This window comes from Streptomyces sp. NPDC103540, assembly GCF_055584445.1.
In genome coordinates this window covers 1-22361 of sequence record NZ_JBVJMA010000015.1, presented here as the reverse complement: position 1 = coordinate 22361, position 22361 = coordinate 1, and the positions used below count along the sequence as shown (strand labels likewise).

Below are 22361 nucleotides of genomic sequence, written 5' to 3'. Positions count from 1 at the left end.
CGTGACTAGCCGAGGGCCTGGGTGAGGTCCGCGATCAGGTCGTCGACGTTCTCGATGCCCACCGAGACGCGGATCAGGTCCGCGGGGACCTCCAGGGCCGAACCGGCCACCGAGGCGTGGGTCATGCGGCCCGGGTGCTCGATGAGGGACTCGACGCCGCCGAGGGACTCGGCGAGGGTGAAGACCTTGGTCCGGGCGCAGACCGCGACGGCCTCCTCCTCGCCGCCGGCGACCTGGAAGGAGACCATGCCGCCGAAGTTGCGCATCTGCTTGGCGGCGACCTCGTGACCCGGGTGCTCGGGCAGGCCAGGGTAGAGGACCTTGGTGACCTTCGGGTGGCGCTGGAGCACCTCCACGATCTTCGCGGCGTTCTCGGCGTGCCGGTCCATGCGCACGGCGAGGGTCTTGATGCCGCGCAGCACGACCCAGGAATCGAAGGGGCCGGCGACGGCGCCCATCGCGTTCTGGTGGTAGGCGAGCTCCTCGCCGAGGGCCTCGTCGGCGGTGACCAGGGCGCCGCCGACGACGTCGGAGTGGCCGCCCATGTACTTGGTCAGCGAGTGCACGACCACGTCCGCGCCGAGCGCCAGCGGCTGCTGGAGGTAGGGGGACGCGAAGGTGTTGTCGACGACGAGCTTCGCGCCGGCGGTGCGGGCGATGTCGGCGACCACGGCGATGTCGGTGATGCCGAGCAGCGGGTTCGAGGGGGTCTCGACCCAGATCACCTTGGTCTTGGGGGTGAGGGCGGCCCGCACGGAGTCGGCGTCGGAGGTGTCGGCCACCGACCACTCGACGCCCCAGCGGGAGACGACCTTCGCGAAGAGGCGGAAGGTGCCGCCGTAGGCGTCGTTCGGGATGACCACGTGGTCGCCCGGGGAGAGCAGCGTGCGCAGCAGGCAGTCCTCGGCGGCGAGCCCGGACGCGAAGGCGAGGCCGCGGCGGCCGCCCTCCAGCGCCGCGAGGTTCTCCTCCAGCGCGGTGCGGGTGGGGTTGGCGCTGCGGCTGTACTCGTAGCCGCCGCGCAGGCCTCCCACGCCGTCCTGCTTGTAGGTGGACACCTGGTAGATCGGGGGGACGACCGCTCCGGTCAGCGGGTCCGCGGTGTTGCCCGCGTGGATCGCGCGGGTCTCGAAGCTCTGGTGCTCGTGGCTGTCGTCGCTCATGGGCAGATGCTATGCCCCGTCAGCGCCGGGTTCCTCCCCCGGCCGGACGCCGGCGGCGATACCGGCAGGTCGGCGGTGGCAGGGGGCACCATTGGCCTTTCCCCCGCCGTGTCTGGTTCGCTTGGCGGTATGGAGATTCTTTCGGTCCTGACGGGGCTCGGCGTGGTCGCGGTCGCGATCGCCCTCTACGTGCGCGCCAGACGCGGTGGCGGCGTCCGTCGGGTCATGCCCGACAGCCCCGACGCCGCGGACCCGGCGAACTACGGGTTCATACGGGAGGAGGAGCTGGACGTCCGGCTCCCCGGCCCGGACCAGGACTTCGTGGACGCGCTCGGCAGCGTCCAGCGCAGCGGTCAGTGGAAGGCGGCCTCCGCCCTGCTGGCCGGGACCCCGAAGGAGGGCGAGCTGCGCTGGCAGCGCGTGCAGTGCTTCGGCGGCGCGGCCGCGCTGGAGCTCGCCCGTGAGCCCGGGGCCGGGGCCGGGTGGCTGAAGGCCTGGCGGCTGGAGGCGGAGAAGGACGCGGGCGGCGCGCAGGTGCACGCGGAGCTGCTGGTCCAGCAGGCGTGGCGGGCGTCGGGCGGGGTCGGTACGACCGACCACCGGATCATCGTCGAGGAGGCCCTGGAGGCCTGCCGCAAGGCGGCGCTGCTGGCACCGGGCGACCCGGTGCCGTTCATCACCGAGCTGGCCGTCGCCCGGGCGCTGCACTACCCGGAGGCGGAGTTCGACATGCTCTGGGCGAAGGTGATGGACCTGGCCCCCGACCACATGGGCGCGCACCTGGCGGCCCTGCAGTACTGGTGCGAGAAGTGGCACGGCTCGCGGGAGCAGGCCGACGCGTTCGCGCACGCGGCGGCGGCCCGGGCGCCGCGGGGTTCGCTGCTGGCGGCGCTGCCGCTGTTCGCGGTGCACGAGCACCTGCCCGAGGTGAACCTGGTCAACAGCTTCTGGCAGAGCGAGGTCGTCACGCGCGCGGTCGGCGGCGCCCTCTACGCGGTGCACCAGGCCCGTCCGGACGACCCGATGCTGCCGCACGTACGACACCTGCTGCTGGCGTACCTGGTGAACATGGAGCGCTGGGCGGAGGCGATGGAGCAGGTGCGCTTCGTCGACGGCTACGTCGGCGCCCTGCCGTGGTCGGCGGGGGCCGAACCGGCGGCGACGTACGCGGTGTACCGGGCGCTGGCCGTGGCCGGGTACGAGGCGAACGGCGGCTCCCCGGCGACGCTGCCGCACTGACGGGGGCGCGGACAGCGGCCGGGGCGCGACACGGGGACACCGGGCTGGGCCACCGCGCGGGGCGCCGGGCCGGGGCGCCGGGCGCCTCCTGGCCGGAAACCGTTGGCCAATAAAGTTGCCGTAAGTGAGGTCGAGGGCGCATGATCCGCCCGTGATCGTCAACCGCACCTCCCGCGCGCTCGCCACCCGCTGGGTCCGCACCCGCTTCGACCCGGCCGCCTTCGGCCTCGTCCCCACCGCGGCGCTCGACCCGAACGCCGCCGGTCCCGCGAGCGACCCGGCCCACCGCGCGGAGCGCCGCCGGGTGGCCGACGCGGCCTTCGAGGGCGACTGGCGCGCACCGGCGGCCCACGTCCGGGCCGCCGGCGACGACTGGGACGCCCGCTGGACCCGGGTGGAGCTCCTGGTGCGCATCGCCGAGGGCGACGACCGCTGGCTCGCCGACTGGCGCACCGCGGAACCCGCCGACGCGGACGCCGCGACGGTCCACGCCTCCCTGCTCGTGCGCCAGGCGTGGGCGGTGCGCGGCTCCGCCTACGCGCGCGACGTCCCCGACGCGGACATGGAGCAGTTCCTCGCGCGCCTGCCCGCCGCGATGGCCGCGGCCCAGCGCGCCGCCGACCTGGCCCCCGCCGACCCCGGCCCCTGGGTGGTCATGATCACCGCCGCCCGGGCCATGTCGTACTCGCACAGCGAGTTCGCCGACCTGTGGCGCAACCTCGTACGCAGGGCCCCGCACCACGCCGGCGCGCACTGGCAGGCCCTTCAGTTCTGGTGCGCCAAGTGGCACGGCTCCGCGGAGCTGATGATCGAGTTCGCGGAACGGGCCGTGGCCACGGCCCCGCCCGGCAGCCTCCTGCCCGGCGTGTACCTCCACGCGCTGGCCGAGCTGTCCGCCAAGGCCGCCGGCGCCCGCTCCGCGCGCAACCGGACCGTGCTCGCGGACGTCGCCGCGCGGCTGGGTACCGTAGCGCCCGGAAACGAGGAACTGCCCCGGCTGCGCCACCTGCTCGCGCACCGCCTCGGCGAGGCCGGTCTGCACGGGGCCGCCCTGGAACAGTTCCGGCTGATCGGCCCCCACTGCGGGGCCGAACCCTGGGCCTCCGACCCGGCCGGCCCGACGGCCGCCTTCGAGCGCGCCCGGGGCCTCGCGGCCCACGGCTCCCGCAAGGAGCGGTAGGGCCGCCCGGCGACCCCGCCCCCGCACGACCCGTACGCCCCGCACCACTCGCACCACCCGCACCACCCGCACCCTTTTCTTCTTCCCCGGGGGGAACCGTCCTGATGGGCGCCTCACTGCGCACGCTGCGCACTCTCGTCCTGCTCTGCGGGTTCTACCTGCTGAGCTTCGTCCTCCTGGTCCTCCTGGGCCTGATGGACTGGGCCGCCCACAGCTGGCTGCCCGCCTTCATCGGCGGCAAGATCATCATCGGCTCGATCGTCCTCGCCATCCCGATCGTGCGCGGCGTCTTCATGCTCCGCACCCCCAAGGCGGAGCCCGAGCCCGGCGTCCTCGCCACCGAGGAAGACGAACCCGCCCTGTGGCAGGTCGTACGGGAGACCGCCGCGCAGGTCGGCACCCGCGCCCCCGACGAGATCGTGCTGACCGACGAGGTCAACGCGTCCGTCGGCGAGGACTCCCGCCTGCTGGGCCTGCTCCCCGGCACCCGCCGCCTGCACCTCGGCCTGCCCCTGATGACGGGCCTCGACGAGTTCCAGCTGCGCTCCGTCCTCGCCCACGAGATGGGCCACTACGCCAACTTCGACACCCGCCTCACCCCGCTCCTACGGCGCGGCCACGTCCAGCTGACGCGCACCATCGCGCACTTCCACGACCGCGCGGACGCCAAGGAGGCCAAGGAACGCGCCCGGCAGGAGAAGCGGGCCGCGAAGCGCGTCGCCAAGGGCAAGAAGGCCAAGGAGGTCGACACCGACGGCGAGGGCTTCTCGTACCGGATCATGGCCTCCGTCTACACCGCCTACGCCCATCTCTACCTGCGGGCCGGCCTCGCCGGATCCCGCCGCCAGGAGCTCGCCGCCGACCTGGCCGCCGTACGCGTCGCGGGCCGCGACGCCACCGCCTCCGCGCTGCGCGAGCTGAACGCCCTGGGACCGGCGTACCGGTTCTACCTGAACGCCTACGCCACCCTCGGCGTCGGCGCCGGCGTCCTGCCCCCCGCCGGGCAGTTCATCGGCGGGTTCCGCCCCTTCCTCGACGCCCGCTCTGCCGCACTGGACGAGCGGCGCACCGAGCTGTCGACGGAACCCGCCTCCCCCTACGACTCCCACCCCGCGCTCGCCGAACGCGTGGCCCGCGTCGAGGCCCTGCCCGACGACGGCCTCGGCGGCCGGGCCGCCCGCCCCGCCCTGGCGCTGCTCGCCGACGCCGACGCGGTGGCGGTCGCCCTGGAGCCGGTCACGCTCACCCCCCAGGCCCTCGAACTGGCACGGGTGGACTGGGAGGACCTCGTCCACGCGAGCATGATCTACTTCACCGGCTCCGAGGCCCACCGCGCCCGTGAGGCCGTCGCCGCCGAAGGCGTCGAGCCCACCCCGGCCGGCCTGCTCGACGCCCTCGACCGCGACCCCGGGCTGCGCGCCCGCCTGACCGAGCGCCTCCCGCGGTCCGAGGGGGCCCGTACCGCCACCGGCCGCGCGGCCCGCGAATACGCCCGCGCCGCCCAGCGCCGGGTCCTGGAGGTACTGGTCAAGGCCGACCTGATGGCCGAGGGCACCGCCCGCTGGCAGCTGTCCTGGTCCGAGGACACGAGCCTGCGCTACGCGGGCGACGGCTTCGAGGAACGCCTGGAGGCCGCCCTGGACGCCGCCGTCGCCGACTCCCCCGACACCGAACCCCTGCGGAAGCTGGTACTCGCCCCGTGATGGTCTTCCTTCTCGTCCTCGCCACCCTGGCGCTCACGGGCGCCCTGTACGTCGCCCGCGGCTTCTACCTCATCGGCAAAGCGAAGCGGCTCACCGCCCGCGCCGAGGCCCACGAGGCCGAGACCGCCCGGCTCACCGAGCAGACCGAGGCCGACGCCGCGACCGCGCGGGACGCCAAGGGCGAGGCGGCCCGCGCCCTGGGCTTCGCCGCCCCCGAGGACCTGAACGTGGACCGCCCCCGGGCGCTGTCCGCCGAGCAGCTCCAGGTCCTCGACGCCGTGCGCGCCGGTCACTGGGAGACCGCCGCGCAGTACGTCGAGCTGACCGGCGACGACTGGGAGGAGCGCTGGCAGCGCGTCCTCCTGCTGTCCCGGTCCGCCTGCGACGAGGACGACGCCTGGCTCCTGGCCTGGCGCGCCGCCCGCCCCACCGACCCGACGGCCGCCGTCGTCGCCGCCGAGACCGCCGTCCAGGTCGCCTGGAACGTGCGCGGCAGCGCGCGGGCCTCCCACACCACCCAGGAACAGTTCCGCCTCTTCCACCAGCTCCTCGGCACCGCCCAGCGCGCCGCCCAGGAGGCCCAGCGGCTCGCCGACCCGGCGGACCCCCTGCCGTACATGGTCGAGCAGGCCATCGCGATGGGCCTGGGCTACTCGCACGAGCGCTACCGCGCCCTGTGGGCGGAGATCACCGACCGCGCCCCGCGCCTGCTGTTCGCGCACACCATCGCGCTCCAGTACTGGTGCCGCAAGTGGCGCGGCTCGCACGAGCTGGCCCTCGAGTTCGCCCGCGGGTCGGCCGCCCTCGGGGGGCCCGGCGAGCTGCTGACGCTGCTGCCGCTGATCGCGTACTTCGAGCAGGAGTACGACGAGACCGACATCGAGATCGAGACCTGGTACAAGCAGCCGGAGATCGTCGCCGCCACCGACGCGGCCCTCCAGGACCTGGCCGACGCCGACCCGCTGCGCCCTGGCGTGGTGTGGGTCCGGCACATGCTGGCGTTCTTCCTGTTCTGGCAGGACCGGGACGCGCAGGCCGTCGAGCAGTTCCGGCACATCGACGGGTACATCGGCTCGATGCCGTGGACGTACGCGGAAGACCCGCGCAAGCGGTACACGTACGCCCGCGACTGGGCCGTGGACGTGTCCACGCCGGCCATCTGACGCCGGGGAGGCCGGGCGGCCGCGCGGGAATCCTGCGCGGCCGCCACCCGTTGACACTCCCACAAGGAGGGAATCCCCATGTTCTCGTACCGTCGCACGCCCGAGCTCCCCACCCGCGAGGAGGCCCTGAAGGGCCGCCCGCAGGCGCAGTTCTCGCTGCCGGAGCGCCACACGGTCCTCGGCAACCCGCTCGCCGGCCCCTATCCCGCGCACCTGGAGGTGGCCGACTTCGGTCTGGGCTGCTTCTGGGGCGCGGAGCGCAAGTTCTGGCAGACCCCGGGGGTGTGGACCACCCTCGCCGGCTACCAGGGCGGCTACACGCAGAACCCGACGTACGACGAGGTGTGCTCGGGCCAGACCGGCCACACGGAGGTCGTCCGCGTGGTCTTCGACCCGTCGCTGGTCTCCTACGAGACCCTCCTGAAGCTGTTCTGGGAGTCCCACGACCCCACCCAGGGCTTCCGCCAGGGCAACGACGTCGGCACCCAGTACCGCTCGGCGGTCTACACCCACTCCCCCGCCCACCAGGCGGCGGCGGAGGCCTCCCGCGAGGCCTACGGGAAGGTCCTGACGGGCTCGGGGTACGGCGACATCACCACCGCGGTCCTCCCGGCCGAGGACCGCCCCTTCTGGCCCGCGGAGGCCTACCACCAGCAGTACCTCGACAAGAATCCGGCGGGCTACTGCGGCATCGGCGGCACGGGCGTCTCCTGCCCCATCGGCATCGCCGGGGCTCCCGGGGAGTAGGCGACGCGCGGGCGGGGGCCGGCGGCGGGAATCGGTCAACCGCGGGGGGCGGCGCCGCCCGGATCGGTGAACCCGCCAAAGTCGTTGCCGGCCCGGGACGCCCCGGGTATCCGCAAAAGCCCTGGCCAGAGCTGTGCGGGCGGGGCGGTGACCTGCGGCGATCATCAGGGGGTGGGGAAGGTTCGCGCCGGCGGGGGCGACGGGTCCCGGCCGGCGCGGGCCGCAGACCGGTTGCCCGCGCGGGCGGCGCTTCCTAGGGTCCGGCCATGAGCATCCCCACCGAGGCCATCGGCAGCATCCCGCGCCCGCCCGCCCTCCTGTCGGCCCTCGCCGACCACGCCGAAGGGCGCCTGTCCGCCGACGAGTTGACGAAGCTTCAGGAGCAGGCGACGGCCGAGACCCTGGAGCGGCTGGAGCGGCTCGGCTCCCCCGTCCTGGTCGACGGCGAGCAGGCCAAGCCCAGCTTCGCCACCTATCCCCTCACCGGCCTGACCACCCTGGCCCCCGACGGCGCCGTGATCCCCTTCGCCGACGGCCACACCCGGCAGCTGCCCCGGCTGACGGCGGGTCCGTTCCGCTACCAGGTCCACGCGGACGCCTACCTGCGCGACGCCCGCCGGCACACCGACCTCCCGATCAAGCAGGCGGTCATCGCCCCGTCCGCGCTGAGCCTGCTGTACCCGGCCGACGGCATCGAGGGCTACCCGCGCGAGGAGTTCCTGAACGACCTCAAGGACGGCGCCGAGGCCGACATCCGGCGCTGCCTGGAGGCGGGCGCCCACGTGGTGCAGTTGGACTTCACCGAGGGCCGGCTCTCCCTCAAGCTCGACCCCAGCGGCGGGCTGCTCTCCGACTTCGTCGCCCTCAACAACGAGGTCCTCGACCGGTTCGACGCGCGGGAGCGGGCCCGCCTGGGCGTGCACACCTGCCCGGGCGGCGACCAGGACTCCACGCACAGCGCGGACGTCGACTACGCGCGGTTGCTGCCGAAGCTGTTCGAGCTGCGGGTCGGGAACTTCTACGTGCAGCTCGCCGGCGAGGCCGACCCCGAGCGGGTGCTGGGCGTCATCGGCGACCACCTGCCGGCCGACGCGCGCGTGTTCGTCGGGGTGACCGACCCGGTCGACCCGCGCGTCGAGACGGCCGAGGAGGTGCGCGACCGGGTGCTGGCCGCCGCGCGGCACATCCCGGTGGAGCGGCTGGGCACCTGTGACGACTGCGGCTTCTCGCCGTTCGCGGACGACACCTCGACCTCGCGCGAGGTGGCCTTCGCCAAGATCGAGGCCCGGGTGCGGGGCACGGCCCTGGCCTCCGAGGCCCTCGGCCTGTGACCACGGGCCGCCGGGAGGCGTGACGACGGACGGCGGGGAGCCCGTTGGGCTCCCCGCCGTCCGCGGGTGTCACAGGGCGCGCGGAGCGCGCCGGGGAGGCGTCAGGCCGACGGGCCGGCCTTCCACTCGGCCCACGGCATGTTCCAGCCGTTGAGGCCGTTGTCCGGCTTGATGGTCTTGTCCGGGGAGTTCACCACGGTGACGACGTCGCCGATGAGCGAGTTGTCGAAGAACCAGGCACCGGGCTGGTCGGGGTCGTTCGCGCCCTTGGCGTCGTTCAGGCCGACGCAGCCGTGGCTGGTGTTGACCTTGCCGAAGATCGAGTCGGCGCCCCAGTAGTTGCCGTGGATGAAGGTGCCGGACGTCGACAGGCGCATCGCGTGCGGGACGTCCTTGATGTCGTACTCGCCCTTGCCGTCGTTGCCCTTGAAGCCGACGGTGGCGCCGTCCATCCGGGTCTCCTTGAACTTCTCGGAGATCACCATCTGGCCGTTGTACGTGGGGTTCTCGGGGGAACCGGCCGAGATCGGGATGGTCTTGAGGACCTGACCGTCACGGGTGACCGTCATCGTCTTGGCCTTCACGTCGACGGTGGAGACCTGGCTCCGGCCGACCTTGAAGGTGACGGTCTTGTTCTGCGCGCCGAGGATGCCGGGGGCGCCCTGCACGCCCTGGAGCGCGAGCTTCAGGGTGATCGTGGAGTTGGCCTGCCAGTACTGCTCCGGGCGGAAGTCCAGGCGCTGGTTGCCGAACCAGTGGCCGACGACCTCCTGGCCGCTGCTGGAGCTGACGGTGATGGCCGCCTGGACCGCCTTCTGGTCCTTGATCGGCTTGTTGAAGGTGATCGAGACCGGCATGCCGACGCCGACGGTCTGGCCCTCGTCCGGGACGAAGGAGCCGATGAAGCTGTTCTCCGGCGAGAGGGTGGTGAAGGAGGCGTTCTCGTGGGCCTCGCGACCGGACTCGTCCTTCGCGGTCGCCGCCAGGGCGTACTTGGTGGAGCGCTTCAGGGCCGCGTCGGGCTTCCAGCTCTTGCCGTCGGCGGATATCTTGCCCGCGACCGCGGCGCCCTCCACCGACTTCAACTCGACCTTGGTGAGCGTCCCGTCGCTGACGGTGACGTTCGCCCCGTCGTTCAGGGCCACGTTGCTCGACCCGTCCTTCGGCGCGATCACGATCTTCGCCTTGGATGCGTCCTTCGCCGCGGCGGCGTCCACGTCCGCCTGCGACTTGCCCGCCTCCGCGCTCCCCTGCGGCTTTTCGGCGCCCCCGTCATTGCAGGCCGAAAGCATCAGTACGCCACCGAGCACGGCGGACACGGCCACAAGGGACCTTCTCCGCCGCATGCTGTACGTCCTCACACGTCACTCCATCGTTGCCGGAAACCCCGAGGCTGCATTCCCGGGATCGGGCCGGGCAGGGGGGATCACCCCCCTGCTCGTCCTGACAACGCGTTAACGGCGCGGAACGGTTCCACACTCCGTTCGAATGTGTGCAACCCCACGGTCAGGCGTTGTCGGCCTCTTCCTCGTAGACACCATCTTCCTCGTCGATGTCCCACTCCAGGGACTCGGGGTCGTATTCGACCGGTTCGCTGCTCCACGAGGCCTGCGCGAGCTCGACGCCGGGCAGCTCCACGACCAGGTCGGTGGGGTCCACCAGGTAGGCCAGCGCCTCCGATTCGTCTTCCCGTACGGCCGATTCGGCGTGCCCGCGCTCCTCGTCCGGCATGAACTCGTCGGCCTTGATGTGGGCGAGCGCGGCGCCGATGAGCGCTTCGGCATCCGTCACCTCCAGCACCAAATCCACCCGAAGCCGTACGTATCGTGATGTGTCAGAAGGGTTCATACGACGGAGCGTAAGCCCGCGACGGCCCCGACTTTCCCGCGACCCGCCCCTTTCACTAGCATCTGCCCACACGGCCAATTCGCTGCTGCCACAAGGGGGATCGCTCCGTGTCCGCACGTCGACCACTGCTCACCTCGCTCGGGGCGACGACCCTCCTCGCCGCCCTCTGGTTCGTCCCCTCCGCCAACGCGACCGCGCCGCAGGCGCCGCCGGGCGCGTCCGGCAGGTCCGGAGCGCCCGCCTCCGCCAACACCGGCACCGTCAGCGACGCCTCCGGCGTCTCCGACGTGTCCGGCGCGACGGCTGACTTCGATGCCGGCGACGGCGGCGCCACCGGCTCCGGCGCCGATACCGACGCCACCTTCGCCTCGGCTTCCGGTTCGGATTCCGGTTCCGGCGCCGACCCGGCCGCCGGATCGCCCGTCGGTCCGGACGCCGGATCCACCGACGGTTCGACCGCCGGCCCGGCCGCCGGTTCGACCGCCGTCACGCTCTCGCTCGCCGACACCGGCGGCATCGACACCACCCCGTACGTGCTGGGCGGCACGCTCTGCCTGGGCCTCGGGGCCGGCTTCGTCGCCTTCTCCGTCCGCCGCTCCCGCGAGGGGTAGCGCCGGGGCACCCCCGCCGGGAACGGCACAGGGCCGCACCCCTCGCGGGGTGCGGCCCTGTGTCGTCGTGGGACGCGTCAGGCGAGCGGACCCGTCACCGGCTCCACCGCCGCCACCAGGGCGCCCGCGCGGACGAACGCGTCGGCGGCGGCCAGGTCGGGGGCGAGGAAACGGTCCGGCCCGGGGCCCTGGACGCCCGCCGCACGGGTCGCGGCGATGGCGGCCTGGCTGGCCGGGGCGGGGGTGAGGCCGTGGCGCAGCTCGATGGCGCGGGTGGCCGCGTAGAGCTCGATGGCGATGATCCGCGTCAGGTTGTCGACGGCCGTACGGAGCTTGCGCGCGGCCGACCAGCCCATCGAGACGTGGTCCTCCTGCATGGCGGAGGAGGGGATCGAGTCGGCGGAGGCCGGGACGGCGAGCCGCTTCAGCTCGCTGACCAGGGCGGCCTGCGTGTACTGGGCGATCATCAGGCCGGAGTCCACGCCGGCGTCGTCCGCGAGGAACGGCGGCAGGCCGTGGCTGCGGTTCTTGTCCAGGAGGCGATCCGTGCGGCGCTCGGCGATGGAGCCGAGGTCGGCGGCGGCGATGGCCAGGAAGTCCAGGACGTAGGCGACCGGGGCGCCGTGGAAGTTGCCGTTGGACTCCACGCGTCCGTCGGGCAGCACCACCGGGTTGTCGACGGCGGCGGCCAGCTCGCGGGAGGCCACCAGGGCGGCGTGGGCCATGGTGTCGCGGCCCGCGCCGGCGACCTGCGGGGCGCAGCGCACGGAGTAGGCGTCCTGCACGCGCGGCGCGGACTCCTCCTGGAAGTGCCCGGTGAGCCCGGAACCCTTCAACACGGCGGCCATGTTGGCGGCGGAGGCGCCCTGGCCGGGGTGCGGGCGGATGGCGTGCAGCTCGGGCTGGAGGACCTTCTCGGTGCCGAGCAGCGCCTCCAGGGTGAGGGCGGCGGTGATGTCGGCGGACTTGTAGAGGGTGTCGAGGTCGGCGAGGGCCATGACCAGCATGCCGAGCATGCCGTCGGTGCCGTTGAGGAGGGCGAGGCCCTCCTTCTCGCGCAGTTCGACGGGCTCGATGCCGTGCTCGGCGAGGAGTTCGCCGGCGGGGCGCACGACGCCGTCGGGGCCTTCCGCGTCACCCTCGCCCATGAGCGCGAGGGCGCAGTGGGAGAGCGGCGCGAGGTCGCCGGAGCAGCCGAGGGAGCCGTACTCGTGGACGACGGGGGTGATCCCGGCGTTCAGCACGTCGGCCATGGTCTGCGCGACGGAGGGGCGGACGCCGGTGTGGCCGGAGGCGACCGTCTTCAGGCGCAGGAACATCAGGGCGCGCACGACCTCCCGCTCGACGCGCGGGCCCATGCCGGCGGCGTGCGAGCGGACGATGTTGCGCTGGAGCTGGGCGCGCAGCTCGGGGCTGATGTGCCGGGAGGCGAGGGCGCCAAAACCGGTGGAGACCCCGTAGACGGGCTCGGGCTTGGCGGCGAGCGCGTCGACGATCTCACGAGCGCGGCCGAGCGCTTCCAGCGCTTCGGCGGACAGCTCGATCCGCGCGTTGCCGCGGGCGACGGCGATGACGTCCTCGGCGGTGGTCCCGGACGTTCCCACCACGACAGTGTGCATATCCATATTCAGCACCCTACGGATTGAATCCCTTCATGTCACTAGCCGGCTTTGTCACGATCGAGCCGCCCCGCCACCCCTTACGCCGCCCGGCTCCGACCCCGCGTGGCGCCCGGTGCCCGACGCATCGCGCACCGTCGCGGCGGGACGCCCACGCCGCGGGCGCGCCCGGTCCGACCCGCCCGGCGCTGCCGGACCTCCGACCGGCGCGACCCGGCGCGGCCGACGCGACCCGACACGCCCGACGCGGCCGGACCCGACCGGTGCGACCCGGCGCGGCCCGGCCCGCGGCCCCGGCTCGACAGCGGCGGTCCTACTGGCGGCCGCGGAAACGGCGGCGTTCGCCGGCGCCCTCCCGGGCGGCGGCGTCGGCCAGTCGGACCACCGCCGTGTCGCGCCCCGCGACCACCGGCTTCGCCGCGCGCGCCGCCTTGGCCTTGTACTGCGCGGCGTCCGCGAGCCGGAAGAGCCGGCGCGAGGACTTGACCGGGCCGATCGGGTCCCCGGTGGAGGCGACCCCGCAGGCCACGCCCTCGCCCCACTCCAAGGCGCCGGCACGTACGCACACCTCCTCGGTGACCTCGACCACCCGGTCGGCCACCGGCCCCACGCTCACCAGGCAGAACTCGTCGCCGCCCAACCGCGCCACCAGGGCCCCCGGGAGCATCGCCCCGCACAGACCGAGCACCGTCCCGAACCGCTCCAACAACCGGTCGCCGGTGGCGTGCCCCAGGGTGTCGTTGACCTTCTTGAGCCCGTTCAGGTCGCACACGACCAGGCTCACCACCACCCCGGTGCGCCGGTGCTCCTCCAGCGCCTCGTCGAGCCGCATGTCCACGGCGCGCCGGTTCGCGAGGCCGGTCAGCGGGTCGGTGAAGGCGAGGCGGCGGGCCTCCTCCAGCCGTTCGTTCTGCGCGAGCCCGGCCGCGACCACGGCCGCCAGCACCGTCGCGAACTCGGCGTCCTCCCCGTCGAAGTCGGCCAGCCCCTCGTCCCGGGCGATGTAGAGCTCGCCCCAGGCACGCCCGCTGAGGACGATCGGCGCGACCACGCACGAGCCGCGGCCGCGCCGCCTGAGGACCTCGCCCCGGCGGCCCGGCCGCCCGTCCGCGGCGCTCTCCACCCACGCGTGCGGTCCGCCGCCGCCGGCCCACCGCTCGTGCAGGAACTCGGTGATCTCGGGGAAGTCGTGCACGGGGTAGGACTCGTCCTCGGGGAACTCCTCCTCGCCCGGCCGCCGCTCCCCCTCGTTCACGAGGACCCGCAGGCGGCCCCGCTCCCGTTCCCAGGCGGAGATGGCGGCGAAGGACCCGTCCATCGCCACCCGCGCGCCGCGCGCGGCGGCCCGGACACTGTCCCGTGGCGCGCACGCCGCCGCCATGGCCTGCGCGAGGCCCACGACGGCCCGAAGCCGCCCGTCAACTCCCATCACCCCAGGTTAGGGAGTTTTATCCGATTTGGTGACAATTGGCGCGGCTTTCGGTGACCTCAAGATCACGAACGGTGACGTACGCACGCAACGCCCGGCGAACATCCCGCCCGGCGGCTACTCCCCCGGCCAGTTCGGCCGGCGCTTCTCGTTGAACGCCGCGACGCCCTCCGCCCGGTCCCCGGAGAAGGCCACCGTCCGCCAGGCCGCGTCCTCGATCTCCAGCCCCGCCGCCAGGTCCTTGCCGTGCCCCAGCCGCAGCGCCCGCTTGGCCGCCCGCAGCCCCACCGGCGAGTTCGCCGCCATCGCCGCCGCCAGTTCCAGGGCCCGCGCCCGGTCCTCGCCCGCCGGGGCCACCGAGTCCACCAGCCCCAGCTCCAGCGCCTCGGCCGCCTCCACCCGCCGGGCGGTGAAGATCAGCTCGGCGGCCCGCGCCGCCCCGACGCGGCGCGGCAGCAGCTGCGTACCGCCTCCGCCGGGGATCACGCCGACCGAAACCTCCGGGAGCCCGACCACGGCGCTCTCGTCGGCCACGATCACGTCGCACGACAGCGCCAGCTCGAAGCCGCCGCCCAGCGCGAAGCCGTGCACCGCCGCGATCGTCGGCATGGGCAGCTCCAGCACCCCCCCGTACGCCCCGCGCGTGGTCGGCCGCTGCCGGCGCAGTTCGGCGTCCGAGAAGGAGTTGCGCTCCTTGAGGTCCGCCCCCACGCAGAACGCCCGCTCGTGCGTGGACGACAGGACGACGACCCGCACCCCCGCGTCGGCGGCCAGCGCCGCGCAAGCGGCGGAGATCGAGCGGGCCATCTCCGTGGAGACCGCGTTCATGGCCTTGGGGCGGTCGAGCACCAGCTCCGCGACGACCCCTTCGTCGCCGTGCCGTCGCACCGCCACGAACTCCCCGAAACGGACCTCGTCCACAGCCACGGCACTCTCCCCGGAAACAGGTTAACGAACGTTACCCGGGGATCTTAGGCTTCCGGCGCGTCAGCGACCAGGGCTCCACCACACCCAGACCGCGCACCGGCCGCTGCCACATCGGCTGGAGCGCGAAGCGGTACGCGCCCCCGCCCTCCTCGGTCTCGGCCTCCTTCTCCGAGACCGGCGCGGCTCCCGTGCGCCCCAGCTCCTGGGCCATCGCCCCGTCCACCAACACGGCGTCCTTGGGGGCTATCGAGGTCAGCCGGCTCGCCAGGTTCACCGTCGTGCCGAAGACGTCGCCCATCCGGGTCGTCACCGTGCCGAAGGCGATGCCGACCCGCAGCTCGGGCATCTGCGGGTCCGACTCCATCGTCTCGATCAGGCGCAGCGCGATCTCGGCCGCCGTGCCGGCGTCGTCGGCGCAGTAGAGCACCTCGTCGCCGAGGGTCTTGATCAGCCGACCGCCGTGGGCCGCCACCAGGTCCGCCGCCGTGGTCTCGAAGGCCTCGACCAGCTCGCCGAGCTCCTCCTCCTCCAGGCGCCGGGTGAGCCGCGTGAAGCCCACCAGGTCCGCGAAGCCCACCGCGAGGCGCCGGTCGACCATCTCCTCGTCGTCCGCCACCTGCACGACGCGCCCCGTGGCCGCCGCCAGCTGGCGCCGCCACACGTAGACGAGGAACTCCTCCAGCTCCGGCAGCAGCAGCTCGACGAGCGGGTACGTGACCTCCGTACGGGTCATCCCCGGCTCCGGGGGCTCCGTCAGCCCCTCCAGGAAGGAATCGATCTGCCATTCGGCCAGCCGGGCGGTGGTCTGCCCCGTCGACCGGGCCACCTGCACCGCCATCGGCTCGCTCAGCAGCCCCGCCTCCACCAGACCGGCCAACCGGCGCAGCGCCAGCACGTCGGCCTCCGTCAGCGCCCTGGCCTGGCCGATGTCCGCGAAGCCCATGGCCCGCCAGAAGCGGGAGGCCAGCTCCATCGACACGCCGGCGCTCCGGGCGGCCTGGAAGGGGGTGTAGCGCCGCTCGGCGCCCAGGATCAGCTGCTCCAGGCGGATCGCGAGCGGGTCGGCCGTCGGCTGCGCCGTGTGGTCGACCTCGTGCAGCGGCGTGTGCTGGTCCCGCCCGATCGGGGTACCGGGTCCGGCACCGGAGCCGGACCCGGACGGGCTGGACGTCGAGTCGTCGACGGTCAAGGGCCGCCTCCTGTCCATTCCGTACGCACTGCCGAACCGGGTGATCACCGCGGGACCGGGATCGCCTAAACCATACGGCAGGTGTGCCGTAGCTCACTCCCCTTCCCCGGGGCCCGATCGCCCGCGGCGGGCCCCGGGGGTCCCACGGGGGTCCGTAGGCGCCCGGAATCCCCCGCGGCCGGGGAACGCGCCGCCCGTACGGACCCGATCCCGGGCCCCGCACCGCTCCCGGCGGGGTCAGCGCACGGGCCTCAGGTGCACCACGTCGCCCGCGCCCACGGCCTCCCGCTCGCCCTCGACCGTACGGATGACGAGCCGCCCGTCCGCGTCGACCGCTTCGGCCGTACCGGTGAGGGCCCGCCCGCCGGGCAGGTCCGCCCGCACGTGCTTGCCCAGGGTCGAGCAGCCGGCCGCGTACGTCTCCTGGAGCCCGCAGGCCGCCGGGTCGCCGCCGGCCTCGCGCCACCGCCCGTACCACTCCTCCAGGGAGCGCAGCACGGCCTTGAGCAGCGGCTCGCGGTCGGTGACGGTCGCCTTGGCCAGCAGGAGCGAGCCGGCGCCCGGCACGGGCAGCTCGTCCTCGGTGAGGGTGACGTTCAGCCCGATCCCGACGACCACCCCGTCCGCGACCCGCTCCGCGAGGATCCCGCCGGTCTTGCGCTCCTCGCCGTCCACGACGACCAGCAGGTCGTTGGGCCACTTGAGGAGGGTGTCCACGCCCGCGGCCCGGGACAGCCCGGACGCGGCGGCGACCCCCGCCAGCAGGGTCAGCCACCCCCACCGCTCCTCGGGCACGTCCGGACCCGGCTTGAACAGGACGGAGAAGAACAGTCCGGACCGGGCGGGCGCGCTCCAGGTCCGGTCCAGGCGTCCGCGCCCGGCGGTCTGCTCCTCGGCGACCAGCACGGCCCCCTCGGACAACCCGGCGGTGCGCGCCGCGAGATCGGTGTTGGTGGAGCCGGTCGCGGGGACCACCTCCAGGGAGGTCCACAGCCCGTCCCCGGTCACGAGGGCCCGCCGCAGACCCGCGACGTTGAGAGGAGGTCGGTCCAGGCTCGACCAGCGTCCCGCTGAGGCTCCGGCTGCTGCATCTGATGGCATGATCGGGTTCCTTCTTGTCGCCGGGTGTGACCCTCTGACCGAGGATTGCGTTCGGATCGTGACCGACCCTAGCTCCGGGTGCGTGGGGAATTCTCGGGTAAAGCGGGCATTCAAGTTCCGTTTCCACCCCGACGACGCGCAGGCAGTGGATCCGTCACGGACCTCCGGTCGCGTCCGCGAGGTCCACGACCCGGCCCGGGTCGGCGGTCACCGCCTGTGGAGCGGGCGTAGGACCTCGGGCGGGCACTCCCCGCACGGGGCGGCCCGCGGTGAAGCGGGAAGCCTCGGCCGCGAGGCCGGGAATCCGTTCCCCTAGGGAAGACGGCCAGGCCAGGCAAGCCACATCAGGTGTGTCAAACGCCGCACTGCCGAGCGCCATGCCCGCCGATACGCTACGCACCAGTAGCCAGCAGCAGTCAATCAATTGACCAGGCAGTTGACACCACACAGGGAGCCGCGACCCCGATGTCACAACCCTCAGAGCCGATCGACATGCACACGACCGCGGGCAAGCTCGCGGACCTGCGGCGCCGCGTCGAGGAGGCCACCCACGCAGGTTCCGCTCGCGCCGTCGAGAAGCAGCACGCCAAAGGCAAGCTGACGGCACGTGAGCGGGTGGCGCTGCTGCTGGACGAGGGCTCCTTCGTAGAGCTGGACGAGTTCGCCCGGCACCGCTCCACCGCCTTCGGGCTCGACCGGACCCGCCCCTACGGCGACGGCGTCGTCACCGGCTACGGCACGGTCGACGGGCGCCCCGTGGCCGTCTTCTCCCAGGACTTCACCGTATTCGGCGGAGCCCTCGGCGAGGTCTACGGCCAGAAGATCATGAAGGTCATGGACTTCGCCCTGAAGACCGGCTGCCCCCTCGTCGGCATCAACGACTCCGGCGGCGCCCGCATCCAGGAGGGCGTCAGCGCGCTGGGCATGTACGGCGAGATCTTCCGCCGCAACGTCCACGCCTCCGGCGTGATCCCGCAGATCAGCCTGATCGTCGGCCCCTGTGCCGGCGGCGCCGTGTACTCCCCGGCCATCACCGACTTCACGGTCATGGTCGACCAGACCTCGCACATGTTCATCACCGGCCCGGACGTCATCAAGACGGTCACCGGCGAGGACGTCGGCTTCGAGGAGCTGGGCGGGGCCCGCACCCACAACAGCACGTCCGGCGTCGCCCACCACATGGCCGGCGACGAGAAGGACGCCATCGAGTACGTGAAGTCCCTCCTCGCGTACCTGCCGTCCAACAACCTCTCCGAGCCGCCCGCCTTCCCGGAGGAGGCGGACACCGAGGTCTCCGACCTCGACCTCGAACTCGACACGCTGATCCCCGACAGCGCGAACCAGCCGTACGACATGCACACCGTGATCGAGCACGTGCTGGACGACGGCGAGTTCCTGGAGACCCAGTCCCTCTTCGCCCCGAACATCCTCACCGGCTTCGGCCGCGTCGAGGGCCACCCGGTCGGCATCGTCGCGAACCAGCCGATGCAGTTCGCCGGCTGCCTGGACATCAACGCCTCCGAGAAGGCCGCGCGCTTCGTCCGCACCTGCGACGCCTTCAACGTCCCGGTCCTGACCTTCGTGGACGTGCCCGGCTTCCTCCCGGGCACCGACCAGGAGTACAACGGAATCATCAGGCGCGGTGCGAAGCTGATCTACGCGTACGCCGAGGCCACCGTCCCCCTCATCACCGTGATCACCCGCAAGGCCTTCGGCGGCGCCTACGACGTCATGGGCTCCAAGCACCTCGGCGCGGACCTGAACCTCGCCTGGCCGACCGCGCAGATCGCGGTCATGGGAGCCCAGGGCGCGGTCAACATCCTGCACCGCCGCACCCTCGCCGAGGCGGCCCCCGAGGAGGTGGAGGAGACCCGGGCGCGGCTCATCACCGAGTACGAGGACACCCTCCTCAACCCCTACACGGCGGCCGAGCGCGGTTACGTCGACGCGGTGACCCTGCCGTCCGAGACGCGGGCGCACGTGGTGAAGGGGCTGCGGCAGCTGCGCACCAAGCGGGAGTCGCTGCCGCCGAAGAAGCACGGCAACATCCCCCTCTAGGCCCTCCAGGAGGACTCCGTGGTCATCAAGGTCGTCAAGGGCAACCCCACCCCCGAGGAGCTGGCCGCCGCACTGGCGGTCGTACAGGCACGCGCCGCGGCGCTGGCCTCCGGCGCCGCCGGCACCGCGCCCCGGGTCCGGGACGAGTGGGCCTCGCCCGCCCGGGTGGCGCGCCGCCGCGTGCCCCACCCGGGACCGCGCGCGTGGGGCCGTACGTACTGGCCCGGCCAGGGCTGAGGCCGGGGCCGAGACCCCCGCGCCGAAGATGGCGTGAACCGACGGTGGCGCCTGAGTACCCGTACTCAGGCGCCACCGTCGTCCCCGGGACAGGATCGGGGCATGCTCTGGTCAGACCCGAAGAACGAGCCGCCGAAGGACATGCGCGACGCCCAGGCGATGCTGCGCCGCCTGCTGCTGGTGCTCGCCCTGGCGATGGTGGTGGGCGTGTACGTCCTGGGCGTGGCCCCCTTCTAGCCCGCCCGCGCCCGCCCGCGCCCGCCCGGCCACCGAACGCCCCCGACCGCCCCGCCCGGGCCCGGCCGGCCCCGGCAGCGGCCTCACGGGTCCCGACGGGTCCCGCGCCGCGCGGGCCGCCCTACGATGGCCCGCATGACCGTACGCACCGTTGTCCTCGCCTCCGCCTCGCCCGCCCGGCTCAACCTGCTGCGGCAGGCCGGACTCGCCCCGCACGTGATCGTCAGCGGCTTCGACGAGGACACCATCGAGCACGACAACCCGGCCGACCTGGCCCTGGCCCTCGCCGAGGCCAAGGCGGACGTGGTGGCGGGCCTCGCGGAGGCCGAGGGCGCGCTGGTGATCGGCTGCGACTCGGTGCTGGAGCTGGACGGCGAGGCCCTGGGCAAGCCGGCCGACTCGGCGGAGGCCACCGCGCGCTGGAAGTCGATGCGCGGGCGGGCGGGCGTCCTGCGGACCGGACACTGCGTCATCGACACCGCGAACGGGCGCCGGGTGTCGGCCACGGCCTCCACGACGGTCCGCTTCGGCGAGCCGTCGGACGCCGAGGTGGCCGCGTACGTGGCGAGCGGCGAGCCGCTGCACGTGGCCGGGGCCTTCACCCTCGACGGGCTGTCCGCGCCGTTCATCGACGGCATCGACGGCGATCACGGCAATGTGATCGGCCTCTCGCTGCCGCTGCTGCGGTCCCTGCTGGGAGAACTGGACGTGTCCATCACGGACTTGTGGGCCTGAACCCCTTCACCTCCGGGTCCGAGCCCGGGTCCGGGTCCGGACCCTCGTCCGCGCCCGGGCCGGCGGCGCGCCCGTGGAGCGTCAGGACCAGCACGAGCAGGCAGAAGATCAGCATCGTCGCCGCGAAGGCGACCCAGCCGACGAGCCCGACGGACAGCACCCCGAGCAGGACGTGCAGGGCCGCGGCGGCGATGATCACGACGCGCGCGAAACGCCCGGGCGCGCGGTCGCGCAGGGCGACGACGGCCAGCAGGAAGGCGCAGAGCAGCAGGAACGCGCCGGTGCCGGCGCCGAGCCCGTAGGTCGCCGTGGACACGAGCGCGGGGTCCGTACCGGCGATGGACATCGACTGGTTCGCGGTGGTCCGACCCAGGACCACGTGGACGAGGACGAGGACGGCCGCCTCGGCGACGCACGCCGCCGCGCCGAGCCCGGCCACGATTCTGCGCAGCACGACGCCCCCATCCCCCACACACCACAAGCGTGTTCGACGCCTGGAGGCTACTAACGAGTAATCCCGGGGACAAGGGGGCCGGTCGGCTTCGTTACGGGAGCCCTCCGTGACGGCTCTCACTCAAAGAATGCATAGGCCGTTCGTAGGGACTCGACAAAGAATCAACGGGGGCGGCTGACCCGGTGAACAGAGACCTTCGATACGCAACGGGGTTACTGTGCAGTCGGGGATCTCCCTGACCTGGGGCGACACAAGGGCTTTCCGACTCGGGAGGGACCTGTGTCACGCTCTGTGTGGGCAAGCTCACCTCCGGGGAAGGGTCGAAAGGCCGTGTTGCCTGTCCCTAAACTCAGCTTGTTTCAAGGAGGGAGCCATCGTGCGCAAGGTGCTCATCGCCAACCGTGGCGAAATCGCTGTCCGCGTTGCTCGGGCCTGCCGGGATGCCGGGATCGCGAGCGTAGCCGTCTACGCCGATCCGGACCGGGACGCCCTGCACGTCCGCGCGGCAGACGAAGCTTTCGCGTTGGGCGGTGACACTCCCGCGGCCAGCTACCTCGACATCGGCAAGGTGCTCCAGGCCGCCGCCGATTCCGGCGCCGACGCGATCCACCCCGGTTACGGCTTCCTCTCCGAGAACGCCGAGTTCGCCCAGGCCGTCATCGACGCCGGCCTGACCTGGATCGGCCCCCCGCCCCAGGCGATCCGCGACCTCGGTGACAAGGTCGCCGCCCGCCACATCGCCCTGCGCGCCGGCGCCCCCCTGGTCGCGGGAACCCCCGACCCGGTCTCGGGAGCCGACGAGGTCGTCGCCTTCGCCGAGGAACACGGCCTCCCGATCGCCATCAAGGCCGCGTTCGGTGGCGGCGGACGCGGCCTGAAGGTCGCCCGCACCCTCGAAGAGGTCCCCGAGCTCTACGACTCCGCCGTCCGCGAGGCCGTCGCCGCCTTCGGCCGCGGCGAATGCTTCGTCGAGCAGTACCTCGACAAGCCCCGCCACGTCGAGACCCAGTGCCTGGCCGACTCCCACGGCAACGTCGTCGTCGTCTCCACCCGCGACTGCTCCCTCCAGCGCCGCCACCAAAAGCTCGTCGAGGAAGCCCCGGCACCGTTCCTGACCGAGGCGCAGAACGCCGAGCTCTACGCCGCCTCCAAGGCCATCCTCAAGGAAGCCGGCTACATCGGCGCCGGCACCGTGGAGTTCCTCGTCTCCGCCGACGGCCTCATCTCCTTCCTCGAGGTCAACACCCGCCTCCAGGTCGAACACCCCGTCACCGAGGAAGTCTCCGGCATCGATCTGGTGCGGGAGATGTTCCGCATCGCCGACGGCGAGGCCCTCGGCTACGACGACCCGACCCTGCGCGGCCACTCCATCGAGTTCCGCATCAACGGC

Annotated in this window: 21 protein-coding genes; 12 read left to right on the top strand and 9 right to left on the bottom strand. The window is 73.1% G+C overall.

What is annotated here, in order from left to right; genetic code table 11:
- Nucleotides 1-5: 5 nt before the first annotated feature.
- Nucleotides 6-1163: a cystathionine gamma-synthase gene (locus ACZ6ZI_RS30615; protein ID WP_363062457.1), complete on the bottom strand. Its 1158-nt coding sequence runs from the start codon at nt 1161-1163 to the stop codon at nt 6-8.
- A gap of 129 nt (nt 1164-1292) precedes the next feature.
- Between ACZ6ZI_RS30615 and ACZ6ZI_RS30610 the strand changes: the two genes are divergently transcribed.
- The 6 genes from ACZ6ZI_RS30610 to ACZ6ZI_RS30585 all read left to right on the top strand — a co-directional run bounded on the left by ACZ6ZI_RS30610 (nt 1293) and on the right by ACZ6ZI_RS30585 (nt 8526).
- Nucleotides 1293-2402: a hypothetical protein gene (locus ACZ6ZI_RS30610; RefSeq protein WP_469526207.1), complete on the top strand. Its 1110-nt coding sequence runs from the start codon at nt 1293-1295 to the stop codon at nt 2400-2402.
- A 151-nt stretch (nt 2403-2553) separates the two neighbouring features.
- The gene (locus tag ACZ6ZI_RS30605; RefSeq protein ID WP_469526206.1) at nt 2554-3582 is read left to right on the top strand and encodes a hypothetical protein; all 1029 of its coding nucleotides are present in this window, start codon (nt 2554-2556) and stop codon (nt 3580-3582) included.
- 104 nt (nt 3583-3686) lie between these two features.
- The gene (locus ACZ6ZI_RS30600) at nt 3687-5285 is read left to right on the top strand and encodes a M48 family metalloprotease (protein ID WP_469526204.1); all 1599 of its coding nucleotides are present in this window, start codon (nt 3687-3689) and stop codon (nt 5283-5285) included.
- The gene (locus ACZ6ZI_RS30595) at nt 5285-6448 is read left to right on the top strand and encodes a hypothetical protein (RefSeq protein WP_469526202.1); all 1164 of its coding nucleotides are present in this window, start codon (nt 5285-5287) and stop codon (nt 6446-6448) included. The genes ACZ6ZI_RS30600 and ACZ6ZI_RS30595 overlap by 1 nt, the downstream gene beginning before the upstream one ends.
- 78 nt (nt 6449-6526) lie before the next feature.
- Complete coding sequence (gene msrA, locus ACZ6ZI_RS30590; protein WP_469526200.1) at nt 6527-7195, top strand: peptide-methionine (S)-S-oxide reductase MsrA; 669 nt, start codon at nt 6527-6529, stop codon at nt 7193-7195.
- 266 nt (nt 7196-7461) lie between these two features.
- Nucleotides 7462-8526, top strand: a complete 1065-nt coding sequence (locus ACZ6ZI_RS30585; RefSeq protein ID WP_469526198.1) for a cobalamin-independent methionine synthase II family protein — start codon at nt 7462-7464, stop codon at nt 8524-8526.
- Nucleotides 8527-8627: 101 nt separating this feature from the next.
- Here the strand turns inward: ACZ6ZI_RS30585 and ACZ6ZI_RS30580 are convergent, their stop codons facing one another.
- Together ACZ6ZI_RS30580 and ACZ6ZI_RS30575 are read right to left on the bottom strand one after the other, a co-directional pair.
- Nucleotides 8628-9872, bottom strand: coding sequence for a L,D-transpeptidase (locus ACZ6ZI_RS30580; protein ID WP_469526567.1), 1245 nt, complete (start codon nt 9870-9872; stop codon nt 8628-8630).
- Nucleotides 9873-10032: 160 nt separating this feature from the next.
- Entirely contained in the window at nt 10033-10374 is a 342-nt protein-coding gene (locus ACZ6ZI_RS30575; protein WP_469526196.1) for a hypothetical protein, read from the bottom strand.
- A gap of 107 nt (nt 10375-10481) precedes the next feature.
- Between ACZ6ZI_RS30575 and ACZ6ZI_RS30570 the strand changes: the two genes are divergently transcribed.
- Nucleotides 10482-10985: a hypothetical protein gene (locus tag ACZ6ZI_RS30570; RefSeq protein WP_469526193.1), complete on the top strand. Its 504-nt coding sequence runs from the start codon at nt 10482-10484 to the stop codon at nt 10983-10985.
- A 77-nt stretch (nt 10986-11062) separates the two neighbouring features.
- Here ACZ6ZI_RS30570 and hutH read toward each other — a convergent pair whose 3' ends face one another.
- The 5 genes from hutH to ACZ6ZI_RS30545 all read right to left on the bottom strand — a co-directional run bounded on the left by hutH (nt 11063) and on the right by ACZ6ZI_RS30545 (nt 17250).
- Nucleotides 11063-12604 (bottom strand): histidine ammonia-lyase, encoded by a 1542-nt coding sequence (gene hutH / locus ACZ6ZI_RS30565; RefSeq protein ID WP_469526566.1) that lies wholly within the window; start codon nt 12602-12604, stop codon nt 11063-11065.
- A 313-nt stretch (nt 12605-12917) separates the two neighbouring features.
- Nucleotides 12918-14033 carry a GGDEF domain-containing protein gene (locus tag ACZ6ZI_RS30560; protein ID WP_469526190.1) on the bottom strand — a complete coding sequence of 372 codons (1116 nt, stop codon included), beginning with the start codon at nt 14031-14033 and terminating at the stop codon, nt 12918-12920.
- A gap of 117 nt (nt 14034-14150) precedes the next feature.
- Nucleotides 14151-14954 carry an enoyl-CoA hydratase/isomerase family protein gene (locus ACZ6ZI_RS30555; RefSeq protein ID WP_469526564.1) on the bottom strand — a complete coding sequence of 268 codons (804 nt, stop codon included), beginning with the start codon at nt 14952-14954 and terminating at the stop codon, nt 14151-14153.
- Between the two features lie 37 nt (nt 14955-14991).
- Nucleotides 14992-16149: an adenylate/guanylate cyclase domain-containing protein gene (locus ACZ6ZI_RS30550; protein ID WP_469526188.1), complete on the bottom strand. Its 1158-nt coding sequence runs from the start codon at nt 16147-16149 to the stop codon at nt 14992-14994.
- 237 nt (nt 16150-16386) lie between these two features.
- Nucleotides 16387-17250, bottom strand: coding sequence for a biotin--[acetyl-CoA-carboxylase] ligase (locus tag ACZ6ZI_RS30545; RefSeq protein WP_469526185.1), 864 nt, complete (start codon nt 17248-17250; stop codon nt 16387-16389).
- Nucleotides 17251-17715: 465 nt separating this feature from the next.
- On the opposite strand from ACZ6ZI_RS30545, the gene ACZ6ZI_RS30540 reads away from it, so the two are divergent.
- The 4 genes from ACZ6ZI_RS30540 (at nt 17716) to ACZ6ZI_RS30525 (ending at nt 20517) form a co-directional block, all read left to right on the top strand.
- Nucleotides 17716-19308 carry an acyl-CoA carboxylase subunit beta gene (locus ACZ6ZI_RS30540; protein ID WP_469526182.1) on the top strand — a complete coding sequence of 531 codons (1593 nt, stop codon included), beginning with the start codon at nt 17716-17718 and terminating at the stop codon, nt 19306-19308.
- Nucleotides 19309-19326: 18 nt separating this feature from the next.
- Nucleotides 19327-19545: an acyl-CoA carboxylase epsilon subunit gene (locus tag ACZ6ZI_RS30535; RefSeq protein WP_469526181.1), complete on the top strand. Its 219-nt coding sequence runs from the start codon at nt 19327-19329 to the stop codon at nt 19543-19545.
- A 102-nt stretch (nt 19546-19647) separates the two neighbouring features.
- The gene (gene mmpB, locus ACZ6ZI_RS30530; protein WP_363062485.1) at nt 19648-19782 is read left to right on the top strand and encodes a morphogenic membrane protein MmpB; all 135 of its coding nucleotides are present in this window, start codon (nt 19648-19650) and stop codon (nt 19780-19782) included.
- Nucleotides 19783-19908: 126 nt separating this feature from the next.
- The gene (locus ACZ6ZI_RS30525) at nt 19909-20517 is read left to right on the top strand and encodes a Maf family protein (RefSeq protein ID WP_363062487.1); all 609 of its coding nucleotides are present in this window, start codon (nt 19909-19911) and stop codon (nt 20515-20517) included.
- On the opposite strand, the gene ACZ6ZI_RS30520 is transcribed toward ACZ6ZI_RS30525, so the two are convergent.
- Entirely contained in the window at nt 20498-20971 is a 474-nt protein-coding gene (locus ACZ6ZI_RS30520) for a hypothetical protein (RefSeq protein WP_469526178.1), read from the bottom strand. The genes ACZ6ZI_RS30525 and ACZ6ZI_RS30520 overlap by 20 nt on opposite strands.
- 376 nt (nt 20972-21347) lie before the next feature.
- Here ACZ6ZI_RS30520 and ACZ6ZI_RS30515 point away from each other — a divergent pair.
- Nucleotides 21348-22361, top strand: a 1014-nt coding sequence (locus ACZ6ZI_RS30515) for an acetyl-CoA carboxylase biotin carboxylase subunit (RefSeq protein WP_469526177.1), incomplete at its 3' end; no start/stop codon positions are given.

Coding starts and splice junctions, on each gene's coding strand:
- ACZ6ZI_RS30615 (WP_363062457.1), bottom strand. CDS start 1,163: ATGAGCGACGACAGCCACGAGCACCAGAGCTTCGAGACCCGCGCGATC.
- ACZ6ZI_RS30610 (WP_469526207.1), top strand. CDS start 1,293: ATGGAGATTCTTTCGGTCCTGACGGGGCTCGGCGTGGTCGCGGTCGCG.
- ACZ6ZI_RS30600 (WP_469526204.1), top strand. CDS start 3,687: ATGGGCGCCTCACTGCGCACGCTGCGCACTCTCGTCCTGCTCTGCGGG.
- ACZ6ZI_RS30595 (WP_469526202.1), top strand. CDS start 5,285: ATGGTCTTCCTTCTCGTCCTCGCCACCCTGGCGCTCACGGGCGCCCTG.
- msrA (WP_469526200.1), top strand. CDS start 6,527: ATGTTCTCGTACCGTCGCACGCCCGAGCTCCCCACCCGCGAGGAGGCC.
- ACZ6ZI_RS30585 (WP_469526198.1), top strand. CDS start 7,462: ATGAGCATCCCCACCGAGGCCATCGGCAGCATCCCGCGCCCGCCCGCC.
- ACZ6ZI_RS30580 (WP_469526567.1), bottom strand. CDS start 9,872: ATGCGGCGGAGAAGGTCCCTTGTGGCCGTGTCCGCCGTGCTCGGTGGC.
- ACZ6ZI_RS30575 (WP_469526196.1), bottom strand. CDS start 10,374: ATGAACCCTTCTGACACATCACGATACGTACGGCTTCGGGTGGATTTG.
- hutH (WP_469526566.1), bottom strand. CDS start 12,604: ATGCACACTGTCGTGGTGGGAACGTCCGGGACCACCGCCGAGGACGTC.
- ACZ6ZI_RS30560 (WP_469526190.1), bottom strand. CDS start 14,033: ATGGGAGTTGACGGGCGGCTTCGGGCCGTCGTGGGCCTCGCGCAGGCC.
- ACZ6ZI_RS30545 (WP_469526185.1), bottom strand. CDS start 17,250: ATGCCATCAGATGCAGCAGCCGGAGCCTCAGCGGGACGCTGGTCGAGC.
- ACZ6ZI_RS30540 (WP_469526182.1), top strand. CDS start 17,716: ATGTCACAACCCTCAGAGCCGATCGACATGCACACGACCGCGGGCAAG.
- mmpB (WP_363062485.1), top strand. CDS start 19,648: ATGCTCTGGTCAGACCCGAAGAACGAGCCGCCGAAGGACATGCGCGAC.
- ACZ6ZI_RS30525 (WP_363062487.1), top strand. CDS start 19,909: ATGGCCCGCATGACCGTACGCACCGTTGTCCTCGCCTCCGCCTCGCCC.